The organism is Pseudomonas sp. AB6, from assembly GCF_034314105.1.
Lineage (GTDB): Bacteria > Pseudomonadota > Gammaproteobacteria > Pseudomonadales > Pseudomonadaceae > Aquipseudomonas.
The window spans coordinates 3,911,413-3,927,628 of the sequence record NZ_JAVIWJ010000001.1 but is presented as its reverse complement, the minus strand read 5'-3'; the positions used below and the strand labels follow the sequence as shown (position 1 = coordinate 3,927,628).

Below are 16,216 nucleotides of genomic sequence, written 5' to 3'. Positions count from 1 at the left end.
GTGTTAAGTGTTGGCAGATATCTAGACCTCGCCCTAAAGGTCTGGACCTTGGACCCCGGAACTTCCTCCTCCCCATAGAAGCCCGGGGTTTTTTTTGCCTGTAATTCCTATGACGCTGGCTCGGAGACCTTGTCCGCCAGCTCCATCCAGCCCGCCAAGACCGTATAGGCTTCCTCTAGACCCAAGCGTTTTGGTGCTGAAAACAGCGAGATGCTTACTGCTTCGCCCCAGCCTTTGCGAATTTCTGCCTGAATCTTCAGTAAAGTATTTTTTGCTGCGCCATAGGTCAGTTTGTCGGCTTTGGTCAGCAAAATATGCATAGGCATGTGGCTGGCGATGGACCAATCAAGCATCAGCAGGTCGAAATCTGTCATGGGATGACGGATATCCATCATCAAAATCAAACCTTTAAGGCTTTCCCTGCTGCCCAAGTACGCTTCTAAATGGCGCTGCCAGTGCAGTTTCAGCGGGATAGGCACCTTCGCGTAACCATAGCCGGGCAAGTCGACCAGGCGACGTTCTTCATCCAAATTGAAAAAGTTTAGCAGTTGGGTACGGCCGGGCGTTTTCGAGGTGCGGGCCAGGCTCGCATGGGTAAGAGTGTTCAACGCACTCGACTTGCCAGCGTTGGAACGCCCGGCAAAGGCCACCTCGAAGCCTTCGTCGTCGGGGCATTGGTCGACTTTAGCGGCGCTGAGCATGAAGGTAGCCTGTTGGCACAGGCCTAGGATGGGGTTCTTGAATTGCATGATATTTCCGATGAGGGCGGGTGCCGGCAGAGGCGCGGCAAGCAGTGTCGTTTCCGTTTCAGTAGCGCCAGTATATAATGCCGTAGATTTTGTGTGCGCTTTGTCCCACCGTAGGATGAAGTTCACGGGGACGATTGAGTGAATTGCGCATTAGAACGCAGCACGTTCCCAACCCTGAACAAGTCGTTTTCTGAAGAAATGGCCCTTAGTTACCGGTTTCCTTCATGCCGTTCTTCAGTACTCAGGCTACACAGGACCAGAAGCTGTGTACAACCGTGCTTGTGCGGCCTGTCAGTCGGCCAGTTGCCAATGGCGCCTTAACCCGGCGATCAGGACAGCTTGGGCGCCTAGACTGTCGCAAGGCGTGGAGGCGCTGGTGCAGCATGTGACCCAGGGTTTCAAGGCGATGCCGCCGCGTGGATTGTGCATGGACTGCAGTAGCGAGGATTACCGCGTTGTCATCTATTGGATGAGCCAGTAATTCTCGATACATAACTTTCTCACCCTTAGCCGTAGTTGGATAGCTGATGAACAAATTACTCGCGAGTCTGGTCTTGACCCTGGGCATCTCCGGTATTGCCCACGCTGCCGCTGTAGTGGGCGATGCTGCTGCTGGTCAGGCAAAAGCTGCTGTGTGTGGCGCTTGTCATGGTCCAGATGGCAATAGCATGGCGCCCAATTTTCCCAAATTGGCGGGTCAGGGAAATCGTTACCTGATCAAACAGTTGCATGACATCAAGGAGGGTAAGCGAACGGTCTTGGAGATGACCGGTCTGTTGACCAACTTGCAGGACCAAGACTTAGCGGATATCGCGGCTTATTTTTCCAGTCAGAAAGGCAGCGTCGGCGCAGCTGATCCGAAACTGGTTGCCGCAGGCGAAGCCTTGTTCCGTGGCGGAAAGCTGGATCAGGGCATGCCTGCCTGTACCGGTTGCCACTCGCCCAATGGCGTGGGTAACCCTGCTGCCGGCTTCCCGCACTTGGGTGGTCAGCATGCGGCCTACGTAACAAAACAGTTGACCAACTTCCGTGAAGGCGATCGTACTAACGATGGCGACACGATGGTGATGCGCAGCGTAGCCTCGAAGCTCAGCAACAAAGACATTGCAGCATTATCCGCTTATATCGAAGGCCTGCATTAACAGTGAGTTGATCGTTTTTGCGATCGGTTTTCACGCGTCGCATTGATTTTCAGGCTTTCAAGCAAGGACGCGGGTTCAAAAAGGGTGGCTTCGGCTGCCCTTTTTCACACCTGCCAGCGTTACACTAGCGAACTCAAGCCGACCGACCGAGTCAAAGACAGGTCGCGTTAAGGCGACTTAAAATGCCCAGGAGTAAAGCATGCGTAATCTGATTCTCGGCGCCGCTCTCGTTGCCGCCAGCTTGTTCGGAATGTCTGTCCAAGCTGCCGATCCAATTGAAGCGGGCAAACAATATGTCGAGCTGAGCAGCGCCGTCCCTGTCTCGGTGCCGGGCAAAATCGAAGTAGTCGAAATGTTCTGGTATGGCTGCCCACACTGCTATGCCTTTGAGCCCGTCATTAATCCTTGGGTTGCAAAACTGCCGGCTGATGTTCACTTCATCCGAATTCCAGCCATGTTCGGCGGCCCGTGGGACGCTCACGGTCAGTTGTTTATTACCCTCGACACCATGGGTGTAGAAAGCAAAGTCCACGCGGCAGTATTCGAAGCCATTCAGAAAGAACACAAGCGCCTCGACAAGCCAGAGGACATGGCTGATTTCGTGGCTACCCAAGGCGTCGACAGAACCAAGTTCCTGGAGACCTACAACTCCTTCGCAGTGAAAGGCAAAATTGCCCAGTACAAAGAACTGGCGAAGAAATACGAGATTTCTGGTGTGCCAACCATGATCGTAAATGGTAAGTATCGCTTTGACCTGGGCACTGCTGGCGGTCCTGAGCAGGCGCTTCAAGTCGCCGATCAGCTGATCGCTAAAGAACGCGCCTCTGTCGCTGCCAAGTAAGCGCGCCGGCCATGCGACGCTGGAGAACGGAGCGCGTCGTTGGGCGACCTGATGCGAATATCAACGAGCACCACCTTCAAGCAAGCGGTTTACCGGCCGATGGTCGGTTGCGCTTACTCAGCTTCAACATACAGGTTGGCATCAGCACCGAGCGATACCGGCATTATTTGACCCGTGGGTGGCAGCATCTGCTGCCTCACACCGGGCGGGCGGGCAACCTGCAAAAAATCGGTGGTCTGTTGGGCGACTTCGATCTCGTTGCGTTACAAGAAGCCGATGGCGGCAGCCTGCGCTCCGGTTACGTCAATCAAGTCGAGCACCTTGCCCAACTAGGTGCGTTCCCGTATTGGTATCAACAACTCAACCGCAATCTCGGTCGGTTTGGCCAGCACAGCAATGGCGTACTCAGCCGCTTGCGGCCGTGGGCAATTGAGGATCATCCGTTGCCGGGGCCTGCTGGGCGCGGCGCGATACTTGTCCGTTTCGGGGAAGGGCCTGAGGCGTTGGTGGTGGTGATGATGCACCTTGCTTTAGGTGCGCGCGTGCGTAACCTCCAGTTGTCTTATATTCGTGACCTGATTGGTGATTATCACCACCAAGTGCTGATGGGTGACATGAACACTCATGCTATTGACTTGCTTGAGAGCTCTCCGCTGCGAGACCTTGGGCTCCTAGCGCCGCAGATTGAGGCAACCTTCCCAAGCTGGCGCCCACAACGTTGTCTTGATCATATTTTACTTAGTCCTACCCTGACTCTTGAGCGGGTGCAGGTTTTAGCTCAGCCCATCTCTGATCATTTACCCGTAGCGGTAGAGATTCGGTTGCCGGACTTTTTGAATTCAGATGCGCTGCCTGTTCTCGGCACGCCTCCTCGCGGAACCCTCGCATGAGCGACGAAGCTGCGCGCTGGAAAGAAAAGTACCTAAAAAACATTGAGCAACAAGACAAGCTTCAGATTCGCTGGAACGCTCGGCTTGACCTGTTGCGTCGAGGTCTGGTGCGCAGCAGTCTAGCGGCTGAGGGCACTGATCGAGCGGTCGACCAGTGCATGAAGGAAATGCGTGAAATCGTCCGCCGTGATGACATGGACGCAGGCCTTGCAGCCCTGATCCCGCGTTTGGAAAAAGCCGTACTCGACTCGGAGCAGCGTCGGGAGACCCGGGTCGGGCAGATGGGCACGGCATTGAACGCATTAGTTAGTCAGCTGCAACGCCTGCCGTTACCACGTGAAGTCAGCCGTCCGCTCAAGGCATTTGCCAAGCAGTTGGATGATCGGGTTTCTCAAGCGCGGGAACTGCCGCTACTGCTCGATGAGTTAAGCGGTTTGCAAGGCAAGGCCCTGACCGTTCTAGAGCATGCTGATGCTGACGAGTCAACTCGGCCAGGGCTTTTGCAGCGACTGTTCGGCGGGCGCGAAGCTGCAAATACAGGCGCGGAGGTGATGTCAGACGCGTTCGTGGAGGCTGCTTCAACGCCTGTTTTGGAATCGGGCGTCGTCGAAGCGCCTCAATCTATCCGAACTCCAGTCGAGCCCAAGATTGTCGTTGCGCTACTCCCAACCCCTGCACCAGCACCGGATCTAATTTTAACGGCTGCGCATTCCGCCGCCGTCGAAGATCCGCTAGTGTTTACTGAAACACCTGCCTCCGTTGATATTCAGGTCACTGAAGTGTCCTCCACAGTGTCGGAGCCGATCAAACCGCTAGCTGTATTGTCAGAAGCCCGATCAGAAAAAGCGGCGCCGAGTCCACCGTCCGAAGAACAGCTGCGAGAGGTCACGCTGGAGACATCATCCGACCTGGATCACACCGTTATAGAACCAGATACGACCTACGATTTACCCTCCTCCCCTGAGCCCAGTTACAGCTCGGTCGCGATTCACATCGAAGAAACGCTGTTGGGCCTGCTTGATGAGTTAACACTGCCCGAGCACCATCGTCCTCAGGCGATAGCAATGCGGGCTCGCTTGGAAAAGGGGCTGAACTGGTACGAACTGCTGCCGATTCTCGATGATCTCGCCGTGTTAATGCTGGCAATCAACGACAGTGGCCAGCGCGATTTCGAGGTGTATCTCAAACAGCTCAATGAGCGGTTGGAGTCCTTCCAGAATAACCTGCAAGCCGTCAGTGATAACCACGCTGATGGCCGCTGCGCGGCGCGGGGTATGCAGAGTGAATTGCGCGAACAAGTCGATGGCTTGCAAAGCAGCCTGCAAGAAGCCACTGACTTGACCAGCCTTAAGCAGGTGTTGGAAACCCGCCTTGAAGGGTTGCTCGGCACTATGGATCAGCATCAACGGCACCACGATGAGCGCGAACAAGAGGTTGCGTTACGCTTACAAGGCTTGGCAACACGGGTGGCGACTATGGAGCAAGAAGCTCAAGGATTTCGGGTCCACCTCGAAGAACAGCGTCAAAAAGCGTTGGTCGACCCGCTGACGACGTTACCTAATCGTGCGGCATGGAGTGAGCGACTGGAACATGAAGTCGATCTGTGGCAAAAAAACGGAAATAACCTGTTGTTGAGCATGCTTGACCTTGATCATTTCAAGAGAATCAACGACAACTACGGGCACCTTGCAGGCGACAAGGTACTCAAAATCATTGGCACTGAATTGCGCAAACGCCTACGCCCGGGCGATTTTATCGCTCGATTTGGCGGAGAGGAGTTCGTCCTGCTTATCCCTGAAACGTCCATGATTGAGGGAATGGCGCTTCTGAATAAGCTGCGTATGGCGGTTGAGGCATGTCCATTCCACTTCAAGGGCGAGCCGGTCACTATCACGTTGTCGATGGGGATCACTGCTTTTCGAGTCGGTGAACGCAGTGAGTCGGTCATCCATCGGGCGGACCAGGCTTTGTATCGAGCCAAAAATGAAGGTCGGAATCGGATCGAACAAGGCTGAGATCGAATCGATTGGATGAGCGGATATTTCAATTCTGGCTTTAGCGCAGCGCTTCCTCTGCATTCCGTTATGCTATGGCGTCACGTTCCTAGGTGTTTTGACCTGCCATGAAATTGCTTTCCTCGTTGGTAATGCTCCTTCTCCTGACCGCATGTAGCAGTAATGGGTTAAGGCTCGACACCAATCATCCATCAGCTAATTTCGACAGCCGGGCCCAGTACGTCATCGTGCACTACACGACCGCGCCGTTGGAGCGCTCCCTGGCGTTATTGACTCATGGAGAGGTCAGCAGCCATTACTTGATTGGCGACCAGCAGTATCCAGTGGTCTACAAGCTGGTTGATGAAAACCTCCGTGCCTGGCATGCCGGTGAAAGTGAATGGGAAGGCCGTACGTGGCTCAACTCCAGCTCCATCGGTATCGAAATCGTCAACCCTGGCTATCGTGACTTGCCCGCTGGGCGCGTCTGGTACCCCTACAGTGAAGGGCAGATCCAGGCTTTAACCTTATTGCTCAAGGATATTGTCAAGCGCAATCACATTGACCCCAGACACGTCATTGGTCACAGCGATATCGCACCGCAGCGCAAACTTGATCCCGGTCCTTTATTTCCATGGAAACGCCTGGCAGATGAAGGGTTAGGGATTTGGCCGAATGCTCAGGATGTCGCGCAACGCCAAGCATTCATGATGAATAATTTGCCGAGCGTCAGTTGGTTCCAACAGCAATTGGCTCAGTTAGGCTACGCGACCCCTCAAACCGGAGAGCTCGACACGGCCACCCGTCGCGTCGTTGCTGCATTTCAGATGCATTATCGACCCGAGCGCTTCGATGGACAGCCGGATGTGCAAAGCGCAGCTATTCTCCAAGTGTTAAACCATCACAACTAAATACGCTTCGACTTTCTGATTTGACGGGCATTTTTCTAACTTGTTGCTATACCTCATTGGTATTCTCCGGATAACCAATGATGTCCACGGCTGCAGCACGCATAGCGAGCTCTCGTCCTTGGCTGCTTGCTTTGCTTGCGGCAATGCTTAGTGCTGCCCTTTTGCTGGGGGGTAGCTTCAGTTTGACTCTGAATGAGGCTCGGCAAGACGAAAGGGAGCAGATGAATGCCCGGGGTGACCGCTTTCTGGTACGTCTGGAGCAGTTGTTTGGACAGTTGCGTGAAGGTCTTGATCAACTGGAAGCACAGCCCTTACGTTCCTGCGAACCGCAGATGCTGGAAATATTGCGACAGGTTAGCGTCAGCTATCGATTCATATATGAAGCGGCCTTCGTGGGTGGTAATGATCAACCGTGCTCCAATTGGCCGCACCGGACTGAACTCAACCGCCCGCGTCCCCCTGATATTCGCGGGCCGACTTACGACTATTGGCTCAATACTTCGGCACAGCCGGACGACAATCTGGCGGCGTTAATGCTGGGGCGAGGTGACTTTCGGGTGTCGACGTCTCGTGGACACCTGACCGATGTGGTTGATTTGCCTGAGGGTGGCAGCTTGTTGGTGGTACTAGACAACGGGGCCAGGGCCATCCCTGTTTTAGGCCCCTCCCAACTGTGGCCTCCCACACCGGACTGGTCATCAATCACCGCGGAAACCCTGGTCACGACGCCTACACAGCTGATTTATCGCATGCCCACACAGAGCCCTGAGTATCAGTTAGTGCTTATTACCCCGCGGGCTTCGCTCGGACAGCAGTGGGGCGGCGCTTGGTGGTTTCTCGCCCCCGCCAGTTTACTTATTGCGTTTTGCGTTGGCATATTGGTGCATAAATTGATGCGTGAACGCCAATCGCTGGGGGGTGAGCTTCAGGGGGCATTGCGCCGTGGTGAGTTACAGGTGTTGTACCAACCGATCTTCGACCTAAAAAGTCGCCGTTGTGTTGGTGCCGAAGCACTGGTGCGATGGCGACGCCAAGATGGCAGCCTGACCAGTCCCGATTTGTTCATCCCGCTGGCGGAAAACACCGGACAAATACGCCAAATCACAGACTTCGTGCTTCAGCAGTTGTTGGAACAATTAGGCCACCTGCTGCGCGCTAACCCACACCTTTATATTTCCGTAAACCTGGCGGCTTGTGACGTCATGGCACCTCGCATCGGTCGGGTGACTGCGAGATTGCTAGCTCAGCATCGTGTGTCTCCTAGCCAAATAGCCTTTGAGGTGACCGAACGTGGCCTTATCGACGTGGTAGTCGCGCGCAATCATCTGCAAGCACTGCGCGATGTGGGTCATCAGGTGTTGATCGACGATTTTGGTACTGGATATTGCAGTCTTGCTTATCTGCAAACCTTGCCGGTTGACTGCTTGAAGATCGACAAGGCATTTATCGATGCGCTGGGGCACGATGCGGCAAGCAGCGGTGTGGCACCACACATCATTCGCATGGCCCATGCGCTGGAATTAAGGGTTATTGCCGAAGGGATCGAATATGAAGCGCAAGCCGTACTGCTCAGCAGTGAGGGGGTGAACTACGGTCAAGGCTGGTTGTTTGCCCGACCCTTGACTGCGACGAAGCTGACGGAATTGGTTACAGGAGGTAGACGTACGATAAGTCGCCGCAATGATGATGAAGCCTGATGCGTCAGCTTATTCGCGAGCAAGCCTACCCTTCCGGAAAATCTGCTTAAAGCGGCAACGCCATATAAAACTGCGTGCCCTGCCCCGGTCGCGAATAAACACCCATCCGACCACCGTGAAGTTGCACGATTTCCTTACACAGTGCCAGACCTAACCCTGCGCCGCCCTTTTTGCGCCCGACTTGAACGAATGGCTCGAAAATTCGGCCCTGTTGCCCGTAAGCGATTCCTTCCCCGTTGTCTTCCACGCTGACGATTACCCGCTCGCCATGGCGACGGGCCTGCAAGCGGATGAGTCCGTTCTCCGGCGTATGACGCAAAGCGTTATCCAACAAGTTATCTAGCACCCGCTCCAGCTGCGCCTGATCAGCGTGCAAGAGTGGCAAGGGTTCCTGTATTTCTACAAGCAACACGGTATTTTGATCATCGGCTTGTTGGTTGAAACGTTCGCGGGCCTGCGCGAGTAAATTTTCGATGGCACAGGGCGCCAAGCTAAGTTTTTGCAAACCATTCTGGTAGCGGGAAAAATTCAGCAAGTCGTTGATCAACTGCATCAAGCGCTGCATTTCTTCATTGACGGTGTTGAGCAGGTCCGCTTCGCGGGAGTCAGACGGAAAATGCAAACGTTCCTGCAGCAGGCCGAACGCCATGTGCATGCCGGTCACAGGCGTTCGGAGTTCGTGTGAGGCACGCAGCACAAACTCGCTTCTGACCCGCTCGAACGCACGCTGCTCTGTCACGTCATGTAATACCATCACCGCACCCAGGATATTGCCCCTGGTATGACTGACGGGTGTCAGGCTGTAGGTCAGCAGCCTTGACTCACCATCCACCTCAATGGCGAGGTCTTCAGGCGCCCGTTCAAGGTTGGCACCACGAAGGGTCAGATACAGCTGTTCATCCAGTTCCGGGCGCTGCAACGCTTCGCCCAGCCCCTGCCCGAGGCGATTTTCATCCCACCCCAGTTGGCGCTGTGCTACCGGGTTAAGGTGCTCCAAACGACCTTGCCGGTCGATCATCAGCAGGCCGTCGTCAATGCTGTCCAGTACCGCTTGCAGCTTCTGCTGGCCTGCAAGTAGCTCGTCGATATTGGTTGCCTGATGTTGGCGCAGTGCTTGCGCCATGATTCCGAATCGGCGGGTTAGCAAGTTCATTTCCGCAGCCGAAGAAATCGGAAGCGTGACCTCGAAATTTCCTTGGCCAATCTTGTCGGCGGCTTTGGCCAACGCTTCGATGGGAGCGCCGAAGCGCCGGGCAATGCCATGGGCAGTGATAAACCCAATGCACAGAACCGCGATGCCCACCAAACCCAACAAGCCCGCGACCCACAATGCTCGTTCCCGAGCCGTATTTTGTGTGCGGCTGATATTGTCCAGCGCCTGTTTATGCGCGCTGATCAAGGTGCCGCGCAACGCCTTGAAGCTGTTCGTTAGCATGAGGTTGTCATGCAGCGTCGCGGGTTGTGCTTGGAGCTGATCGAAGTCGTACAAAAACTGTTGATAATCGGCACGCGCGTGGACAAAGCCGTCTTGCACATGGTCTTGTGCGTCGTATTCAATGCCTTGGGCCAGCAGATCCTGGAACTCTTGCTGCGTATGGCCGATAGCCTTCCGGTCTGGGGGCGTCTCGAGCATCAATATCAGCTGATCGCCCAAGTTCTGACGTAACTTCATGCTTAAGTCTAAGGATATGAAGTTGTGTTGAATCAAGGACTCTTGGGATTTGGCCATCTGCATGACGCTGACCAGTCCAAGTAACAGTCCCAGCAAGGCGACGGTCATTAGCGCTGAAATGCTCAGGAACAGGCGAGTACGCAACTTCATGGCCAGCTTCATAAGTCGCCGTTCATAAGTTGTATTGCTTGCGTTTGCGGTAAAGCGTTGAGGCGTCGATACCCAGCGTCTTCGCCGCCTGGTCAAGGGTATCACTGGTGGCTAAGACAGCTCCGATGTGTGCCTTTTCCAGTTCGTCCAAACTCATCGCCGCGCCTACTCGGGGCGCGTTGTTGGTCGGCTGTTCAGCCATTCCCAGATGGCTTATTTCGACCCGCTCTTGAGGGCAAATAATGCTGGCACGCTCTATCACGTTGCGCAGTTCACGGATGTTTCCGGGCCATCGATAGTTGAGCAGCGCTGATCGAGCATCTTCGCTAAATCCACGGGTGGGACGTGCATATTCCTTGACGAAACGGGCAAGAAAACGATCTGCCAACGTGAGGATGTCTTCGCTGCGCTCACGCAGCGGTGGCAAGTGCAAGGTGATAACGTTCAAGCGATACAAAAGGTCTTCGCGAAAACGGCCATCACGTACCATGTCTTCGAGGTTCAAGTTAGTGGCAGCGAGAATACGAACGTCGGCGCGGCGGGTCACAGGGTCGCCAACTCGTTCATACTCCTTATCCTGAATAAAACGCAAAAGCTTGGGCTGCAATGTCAGCGGAAAATCACCTATTTCATCCAGAAAAAGGGTACCTGCGTCGGCCTGATTTACGCGACCAAGGGTGCTTTCGCTGGCCCCTGTGAATGCCCCACGACTGTGGCCAAATAACTCGCTTTCCATCAGCTCAGCTGTCAACGACGGGCAGTTAATCGTCACACAAGATTTTTTGGCGCGCTTGCTCCAACCATGGATTGCCCGAGCCAGCTCGCCTTTACCGGTACCTGATTCGCCGAGAATCAGAATGTTTGCGTCCGTATTGGCAACCTGACGGGCTGTTTCCAAAACGGCCATCATCGAGGGGCTGTGGGAGTCCAAACCATCTTTAGGTTTGCGGACCTCCCCTTCCAACGCCTCTAGGCGCGCCGACAATTGACGAACTTCCAGCTGCTTGGCGGTTGCCAGGCGCAATTGATCCGGACTGCACGGCTTGACCAAATAGTCAGCGGCCCCCGCCTGAATCGCATCCACAGCGGTATCAACGGCCGAGTGAGCTGTGACTATTACAACCCGCATCCAGGGTGCCTGAACCCGCATTTGCGCTAGAACATCGAGGCCGTTGTCTTCGCCCAAGCGTAAATCAAGAAAGCAAAGGTCGAATACCTGACGCTGAAGCAGCGTTTCTGCCTGGGCGGCACTGTTAGCGGTTGCAACGGTATAGCCCTCATCTTCCAGGCAATAGCGGAAGGTGCGAAGGATCGCGGATTCGTCATCCACTAAAAGAATACGGCCCTGATGATCAGTGGCTGTGTCCATATTCCTACGCTCCGTTATGAATGATCTGAGTTAGTCCCGGAAATTTCGGGCAAGTTGCATGGTCAATTCTGATTCATTCCGCGCCTTGCATGGTAGCCCTGTAATACCCTCATCGTTATCAATTTGATATTTATGAATTTTTAGCTGCGACCGGTACTGGCATGACGCTTGCGAATCGTGCATCGCTTTCGTAAAAAGTCCTGGTGGCTGTCGGATGGAGAATGGCCTTATGCACTTGCTTAAAAAAATTGCGCTGGTCACTGCGACAAGCGCGATGGTTGGGTTAACGCCAATGGTCGCGCAGGCGGCAGAGAAAGATTTAGCCAGTCAAGTCACTGAGGCACGTCAAGAAGGCTCGATATGGACTGCATTTGCACTTAACCGGCACTTAAGTCCGTTCAAAATAAAAGTAAGCGTTGATAGCGGCACGGCTGTGCTTGAAGGCAAAGTCGAAAATAAGGTCGACCGGGAATTAGCTGAGCAGATAGCTCTGGACGTTGCCGGGATCGAGAAGGTCAACAACCGATTGGAAGTTGATCCTATGGTCGTGGTTGAACCGGGAGCTAAAGCCACGATTGCTCAGCATTTCGAAGACGCCACGTTGTCTGCCACGGTGAAATCAAAGTTGCTTTGGAACAGCGTGACTGAGGCTCTGAATATTCAAGTCGACAGCAAAGCCGGTGTAGTCACGCTTAAGGGGCAGGCACAAAGTGCTGAAGCCAAATTGCTTGCCGGTAGCTTGGCCAGCAATACAGATGGGGTAACAGAAGTGAATAACCTTATCAGCCTTACCGCCACTGATCCGTCGGCACCTAAGGTTCCGCTTGGTATGAACAATGCGGGAGAGGCAATCAGTGATTTGTGGATCACCAGCAAGGTGAAATCCAGCCTTATATACAGTCGTAACCTTGATGGCATCAATATCAAGGTCGACACCAGAAGTGGGATGGTGAGCCTCGACGGCGTCGTCGCCAATTACGCTGCAAAACAACTGGCAATAGAGATCGCCCGGAACATCCGAGGCGTCCGGGGCGTAGACGCAGATGCCTTGAAGGTCGTAACCGCTACGGCGGGATAAATCGGTGCACTTAAATCTGAATCCAAGCGGTCCTTTGTACTTACTAGCGGAGAATCACCATGAGCGAGACACATACAAAACTTAACGAGTTAATTGAAATCATCCGTGACGGCCAGCGTTTTTATGAGCATGCCGCCGATGAAGTCAAAGATCCGCGTTTCAAGGCGCTATTCCTAGACATGGCCCACGCAAAAAATGAAGTGATCAGAGCGCTTTCTGTAGACGTTGTGACTGAGAACGAAAAGCCCGCTGATGGGGGAACCATGCTCGGCAAGATACGCCAGATATACGCTGACACTAAAGCCACTTTATCTAGCGATGAGAGCTACACGTACATAGAGCAGTTGGAGGAAGCAGAGGACCGCATTCTGCACGCGTTTGAAGACGCACTTCAAAGCGAAGACCCTAAAGTTAAGGCGGTCGCTGCTGAAAAACTGCCGCAAGTACGGGCTGCGCATGATCGGATGCGTAACTTGAAACGCGATTCGCATTAACGCCAACGTTAGTAGTGGTCGACGGTCGTGCATAACGCACGATGCCAGTTATGACATCGTGCAAGATGCTTGCCGACCCGTTTGAGTTATTACAGTAAGTCATTGATTTATATATTGAAAATTTAAAATCGACACTGGCACACAGAGTGCAATAGTCTCAATATAGAATGAGCCATACGTTTTGTATTACAAAATAAGAGCAGCTACTCCAGTGGAGGAGATTCAGGATGATTCGTCAGCGTATCGCTCAACTGCGTATTTCGCCTGCGCATACCCAGCAGGGGTTGTTTACTAGCTTCGTCATTTTCCTCACTTTAGTTGTTGGTCAGCAGGTTCAGCGTTGGGACACTCATCATGACGCACTACATGTAACTCAGCGGATATCCATTTCTAAGTCTTACCCCTCTGTGCGCACGCTTTTTTCCGGAGAAAACTCAATTCGACTGCGCGCCGAACAAGCGGCCGCACTTCCTGATGAAAAGGTTCATGCGCAAACGTGGGTGTTTTAAATAAGTTCGATTGAGATAACGAATTACCCGAAAAAACTAAAGATACTAAAGAAAAGGAGAGTCATTATGTTGAGTTGGGCTGTTACATTCCTGATTATTGCGATCGTCGCCGCTGTTTTGGGCTTTGGTGGCATCGCTGGCACTGCGACGGGTATCGCGAAGATCCTATTCGTTGTATTCCTGGTGTTGTTTGTAGCTTCGTTCATCTTCGGCCGCCGCGGTCGAGGTTGAAAAGATGCTGAATAGGCTTTTGCAGACGTGTTACTTGCAGATGCTGCTGACTGCCGCTTGTCTAAGCGGCAGCGCTTTAGCAACGGCGTCTAATGATGGTCAAACTCGAGTCAGCGATCTATTGAGTTCGTCCCCTGAGTATCGGCAGACATGGATGGGTATTGTTAAAAAGGAGGAACGACTCCCCGATTGGGTGCTTAACCTTTCCGGTACGTCCGATCCCATGTCCGCTGTTACTGAGAAAGGTGATAAGTATTTGGTCGGCCCACTGTGTGAGTCGGCGGACAGTTGTTTGAGTAGTCGTCTTATCATTGCGGTGAGTTTCGATAAAAAAAACGCGTATGCGATGTGGGTGCAAGTTCCGGCGGGTTTGCCCGCTGACAAGTCGCCCACGCGTCACGCCGATTATCGCTTCCTTGGGAAACCTGACAAGGGTATGCAGGCACTGTTAATGGAACAGCTGAAGAAAGATCCTAAGTGGTATTGAGCATTGGCATGCTCGCACTGATGTGAAGTCGGCGCTTGAATTCGCACGACTTCTTGGTGGCTGCGCCGCCTGATGAAGATGAGCGCATGACCATGGGGCCGGGTTGTTTTGATTGCAGTTGGATCGGAGCGACCTAGGGATACAGGGAGTATTTCCGTTTAGGGTCGGGTCAGGGTTAAGACGTAGCGCAAGCCCGCGATATTGATTCAAAAATGGATTCGCTGGGCTTGCGAATCATTATCCGCGTGACCATTTATCGATAACTCCGCCTTTTCATTCGTCGATGCCTGCATTACGAATGATCCTTTGATTTTCTAAGCGTTTAGCTTTTCTCCCCTTCCCCCCTGCGCTATACCCACCTGTTCGCCCGCTCGCTAGGCAAATTCGGTTTTTTTCATGTACCTCCGTAGGCGGCTTCTGTCAGAGAAATTCAGTAGATCATGCCGATTCGGCATGAGGTAGGCGTTTACGGCATTAGACGTCTTGTCTCTGCGTGGGAATAGTTGCGCCTTTTTTCGCGTGCAACAGAGCCGGGATGCTCGCTCGCAGCGACCTTCTACGGGATATAAGGGTATTAACATGAAGAAGGCAAAGCTAAGCCTCGCCTGGCAGATTCTCATTGGTTTGGTGTTGGGGATTGCAATCGGCGCCGTACTTAATCACTTCAGTGCGGAAAAAGCCTGGTGGATTGGCAATGTGCTGCAACCCGCAGGCGACATCTTTATCCGGTTGATCAAGATGATCGTGATACCGATAGTGGTGTCTTCGTTGATCGTCGGGATTGCCGGCGTGGGCGATGCGAAGAAGCTGGGACGTATTGGTCTTAAAACCATCTTGTATTTCGAGGCGGTCACGACCATCGCTATCTTGGTCGGGCTGGTGTTGGCGAACGTGTTCCATCCGGGCACAGGGATCGATTTGAGTACCTTGGGGACCGTCGACATCTCCAAGTACCAAGAGACAGCCGCGGAGGTTCAACATGAGCATGCGTTCATCCAGACGATCCTTAACCTGATTCCGTCAAACATCTTTGCCGCCATTGCTCGGGGTGACATGCTGCCGATCATCTTCTTCTCGGTGTTGTTTGGCCTTGGGCTTTCCAGCCTGAAGCCGGAGCTGCGCGAGCCGCTGGTGACGATGTTCCAGGGCGTGTCGGAAAGCATGTTCAAAGTCACGCACATGATCATGGGTTACGCGCCCATCGGCGTCTTCGCTTTGATTGCGGTGACGGTTGCTAACTTCGGATTCGCCTCACTGTTGCCGTTGGCCAAACTGGTGATTCTGGTTTACTTCGCCATCGCGTTTTTTGCCTTTGTCGTGCTGGGCGCTATCGCGCGCCTGTTCGGCTTCTCGGTCATTAGGTTGATGCGGATCTTCAAAGACGAACTGGTGTTGGCCTACTCAACCGCCAGTTCCGAAACTGTTCTGCCACGGGTCATCGAGAAGATGGAAGCCTACGGGGCACCGAAGGCCATTTGTAGCTTTGTAGTGCCCACCGGCTACTCGTTCAATCTCGATGGTTCGACGCTGTACCAAAGCATTGCAGCGATCTTTATTGCTCAGCTGTACGGCATTGATTTGTCAATCGGGCAGCAGATCATGTTGGTGCTGACATTGATGGTCACCTCCAAAGGGATCGCGGGTGTACCGGGCGTGTCGTTCGTGGTGCTCTTGGCAACCTTGGGCAGTGTCGGCATTCCGTTGGAAGGCCTGGCGTTTATCGCCGGTGTCGACCGCATCATGGACATGGCCCGTACCGCGCTGAACGTGATCGGCAATGCGTTGGCTGTGTTGGTTATCGCCCGCTGGGAAGGCATGTACGACGATGCCAAGGGCCAAGCCTACTGGAACTCCCTCCCACACTGGCGCAGCAAAGCGCCACTGCCAGAGTCTCAGCCAGTCGCTGATTGAAGGCTGACTGGCTGCAAAACAAAACCCCGGATTTCCGGGGTTTGGTAATTCCGTGTTTATTGTGCTTGGCATTGCCTCCTGCCTGTTTGTC

Annotated in this window: 15 protein-coding genes and 1 pseudogene; 13 read left to right on the top strand and 3 right to left on the bottom strand. The window is 53.6% G+C overall.

The annotated features are described in order from the left end of the window. Positions 1-107: 107 nt before the first annotated feature. On the bottom strand, positions 108-749 hold the full coding sequence (yihA, locus tag RGW60_RS18505; protein WP_322205933.1) for a ribosome biogenesis GTP-binding protein YihA/YsxC: 642 nt from the start codon (positions 747-749) through the stop codon (positions 108-110). Between the two features lie 190 nt (positions 750-939). On the opposite strand from yihA, the pseudogene RGW60_RS18500 reads away from it, so the two are divergent. The 7 genes and pseudogenes from RGW60_RS18500 to RGW60_RS18470 all read left to right on the top strand — a co-directional run bounded on the left by RGW60_RS18500 (position 940) and on the right by RGW60_RS18470 (position 8,224). Further along, positions 940-1,230 (top strand): annotated as a pseudogene (locus RGW60_RS18500) (c-type cytochrome). 46 nt (positions 1,231-1,276) lie between these two features. Then, positions 1,277-1,891 (top strand): c-type cytochrome, encoded by a 615-nt coding sequence (locus tag RGW60_RS18495; protein WP_322205932.1) that lies wholly within the window; start codon positions 1,277-1,279, stop codon positions 1,889-1,891. Between the two features lie 199 nt (positions 1,892-2,090). Then, positions 2,091-2,732 carry a thiol:disulfide interchange protein DsbA/DsbL gene (locus RGW60_RS18490; protein WP_322205931.1) on the top strand — a complete coding sequence of 214 codons (642 nt, stop codon included), beginning with the start codon at positions 2,091-2,093 and terminating at the stop codon, positions 2,730-2,732. 11 nt (positions 2,733-2,743) lie between these two features. After that, positions 2,744-3,622: an endonuclease/exonuclease/phosphatase family protein gene (locus RGW60_RS18485; protein ID WP_322205930.1), complete on the top strand. Its 879-nt coding sequence runs from the start codon at positions 2,744-2,746 to the stop codon at positions 3,620-3,622. After that, positions 3,619-5,637 (top strand): diguanylate cyclase, encoded by a 2,019-nt coding sequence (locus RGW60_RS18480; protein WP_322205929.1) that lies wholly within the window; start codon positions 3,619-3,621, stop codon positions 5,635-5,637. The genes RGW60_RS18485 and RGW60_RS18480 overlap by 4 nt, the downstream gene beginning before the upstream one ends. 107 nt (positions 5,638-5,744) lie before the next feature. After that, on the top strand, positions 5,745-6,527 hold the full coding sequence (locus RGW60_RS18475) for an N-acetylmuramoyl-L-alanine amidase (protein WP_322205928.1): 783 nt from the start codon (positions 5,745-5,747) through the stop codon (positions 6,525-6,527). Between the two features lie 77 nt (positions 6,528-6,604). Further along, the gene (locus RGW60_RS18470; protein ID WP_322205927.1) at positions 6,605-8,224 is read left to right on the top strand and encodes an EAL domain-containing protein; all 1,620 of its coding nucleotides are present in this window, start codon (positions 6,605-6,607) and stop codon (positions 8,222-8,224) included. 46 nt (positions 8,225-8,270) lie between these two features. Here the strand turns inward: RGW60_RS18470 and RGW60_RS18465 are convergent, their stop codons facing one another. Together RGW60_RS18465 and algB are read right to left on the bottom strand one after the other, a co-directional pair. Further along, a complete protein-coding gene (locus tag RGW60_RS18465) occupies positions 8,271-10,058 on the bottom strand; it encodes a KinB sensor domain-containing domain (protein ID WP_322205926.1) in 1,788 nt (595 codons plus the stop codon). Between the two features lie 10 nt (positions 10,059-10,068). Beyond that, positions 10,069-11,415 carry a sigma-54-dependent response regulator transcription factor AlgB gene (gene algB / locus RGW60_RS18460; protein WP_322205925.1) on the bottom strand — a complete coding sequence of 449 codons (1,347 nt, stop codon included), beginning with the start codon at positions 11,413-11,415 and terminating at the stop codon, positions 10,069-10,071. Between the two features lie 229 nt (positions 11,416-11,644). On the opposite strand from algB, the gene RGW60_RS18455 reads away from it, so the two are divergent. The 6 genes from RGW60_RS18455 (at position 11,645) to gltP (ending at position 16,125) form a co-directional block, all read left to right on the top strand. Then, entirely contained in the window at positions 11,645-12,493 is an 849-nt protein-coding gene (locus RGW60_RS18455) for a BON domain-containing protein (protein ID WP_322205924.1), read from the top strand. 59 nt (positions 12,494-12,552) lie between these two features. Next, entirely contained in the window at positions 12,553-12,987 is a 435-nt protein-coding gene (locus tag RGW60_RS18450) for a PA2169 family four-helix-bundle protein (RefSeq protein ID WP_322205923.1), read from the top strand. A 227-nt stretch (positions 12,988-13,214) separates the two neighbouring features. Next, a complete protein-coding gene (locus RGW60_RS18445; protein ID WP_322205922.1) occupies positions 13,215-13,496 on the top strand; it encodes a hypothetical protein in 282 nt (93 codons plus the stop codon). Positions 13,497-13,562: 66 nt separating this feature from the next. Then, positions 13,563-13,727: a DUF1328 domain-containing protein gene (locus RGW60_RS18440; RefSeq protein WP_322166912.1), complete on the top strand. Its 165-nt coding sequence runs from the start codon at positions 13,563-13,565 to the stop codon at positions 13,725-13,727. 4 nt (positions 13,728-13,731) lie between these two features. Continuing rightward, on the top strand, positions 13,732-14,214 hold the full coding sequence (locus tag RGW60_RS18435) for an inhibitor of vertebrate lysozyme family protein (protein WP_407074072.1): 483 nt from the start codon (positions 13,732-13,734) through the stop codon (positions 14,212-14,214). Between the two features lie 579 nt (positions 14,215-14,793). Further along, positions 14,794-16,125 carry a glutamate/aspartate:proton symporter GltP gene (gltP, locus tag RGW60_RS18430; RefSeq protein WP_322205921.1) on the top strand — a complete coding sequence of 444 codons (1,332 nt, stop codon included), beginning with the start codon at positions 14,794-14,796 and terminating at the stop codon, positions 16,123-16,125. Positions 16,126-16,216: the final 91 nt, after the last annotated feature.

What these genes read in the sequence shown, in the direction of transcription:
- RGW60_RS18440 (WP_322166912.1), top strand. Translation starts at nt 13,563, where the DNA reads ATGTTGAGTTGGGCTGTTACATTCCTGATTATTGCGATCGTCGCCGCT.
- algB (WP_322205925.1), bottom strand. Translation starts at nt 11,415, where the DNA reads ATGGACACAGCCACTGATCATCAGGGCCGTATTCTTTTAGTGGATGAC.
- RGW60_RS18480 (WP_322205929.1), top strand. Translation starts at nt 3,619, where the DNA reads ATGAGCGACGAAGCTGCGCGCTGGAAAGAAAAGTACCTAAAAAACATT.
- RGW60_RS18455 (WP_322205924.1), top strand. Translation starts at nt 11,645, where the DNA reads ATGCACTTGCTTAAAAAAATTGCGCTGGTCACTGCGACAAGCGCGATG.
- gltP (WP_322205921.1), top strand. Translation starts at nt 14,794, where the DNA reads ATGAAGAAGGCAAAGCTAAGCCTCGCCTGGCAGATTCTCATTGGTTTG.
- RGW60_RS18495 (WP_322205932.1), top strand. Translation starts at nt 1,277, where the DNA reads ATGAACAAATTACTCGCGAGTCTGGTCTTGACCCTGGGCATCTCCGGT.
- RGW60_RS18435 (WP_407074072.1), top strand. Translation starts at nt 13,732, where the DNA reads ATGCTGAATAGGCTTTTGCAGACGTGTTACTTGCAGATGCTGCTGACT.
- yihA (WP_322205933.1), bottom strand. Translation starts at nt 749, where the DNA reads ATGCAATTCAAGAACCCCATCCTAGGCCTGTGCCAACAGGCTACCTTC.
- RGW60_RS18490 (WP_322205931.1), top strand. Translation starts at nt 2,091, where the DNA reads ATGCGTAATCTGATTCTCGGCGCCGCTCTCGTTGCCGCCAGCTTGTTC.
- RGW60_RS18470 (WP_322205927.1), top strand. Translation starts at nt 6,605, where the DNA reads ATGATGTCCACGGCTGCAGCACGCATAGCGAGCTCTCGTCCTTGGCTG.
- RGW60_RS18445 (WP_322205922.1), top strand. Translation starts at nt 13,215, where the DNA reads ATGATTCGTCAGCGTATCGCTCAACTGCGTATTTCGCCTGCGCATACC.
- RGW60_RS18485 (WP_322205930.1), top strand. Translation starts at nt 2,744, where the DNA reads ATGCGACGCTGGAGAACGGAGCGCGTCGTTGGGCGACCTGATGCGAAT.
- RGW60_RS18450 (WP_322205923.1), top strand. Translation starts at nt 12,553, where the DNA reads ATGAGCGAGACACATACAAAACTTAACGAGTTAATTGAAATCATCCGT.
- RGW60_RS18475 (WP_322205928.1), top strand. Translation starts at nt 5,745, where the DNA reads ATGAAATTGCTTTCCTCGTTGGTAATGCTCCTTCTCCTGACCGCATGT.
- RGW60_RS18465 (WP_322205926.1), bottom strand. Translation starts at nt 10,058, where the DNA reads ATGAAGCTGGCCATGAAGTTGCGTACTCGCCTGTTCCTGAGCATTTCA.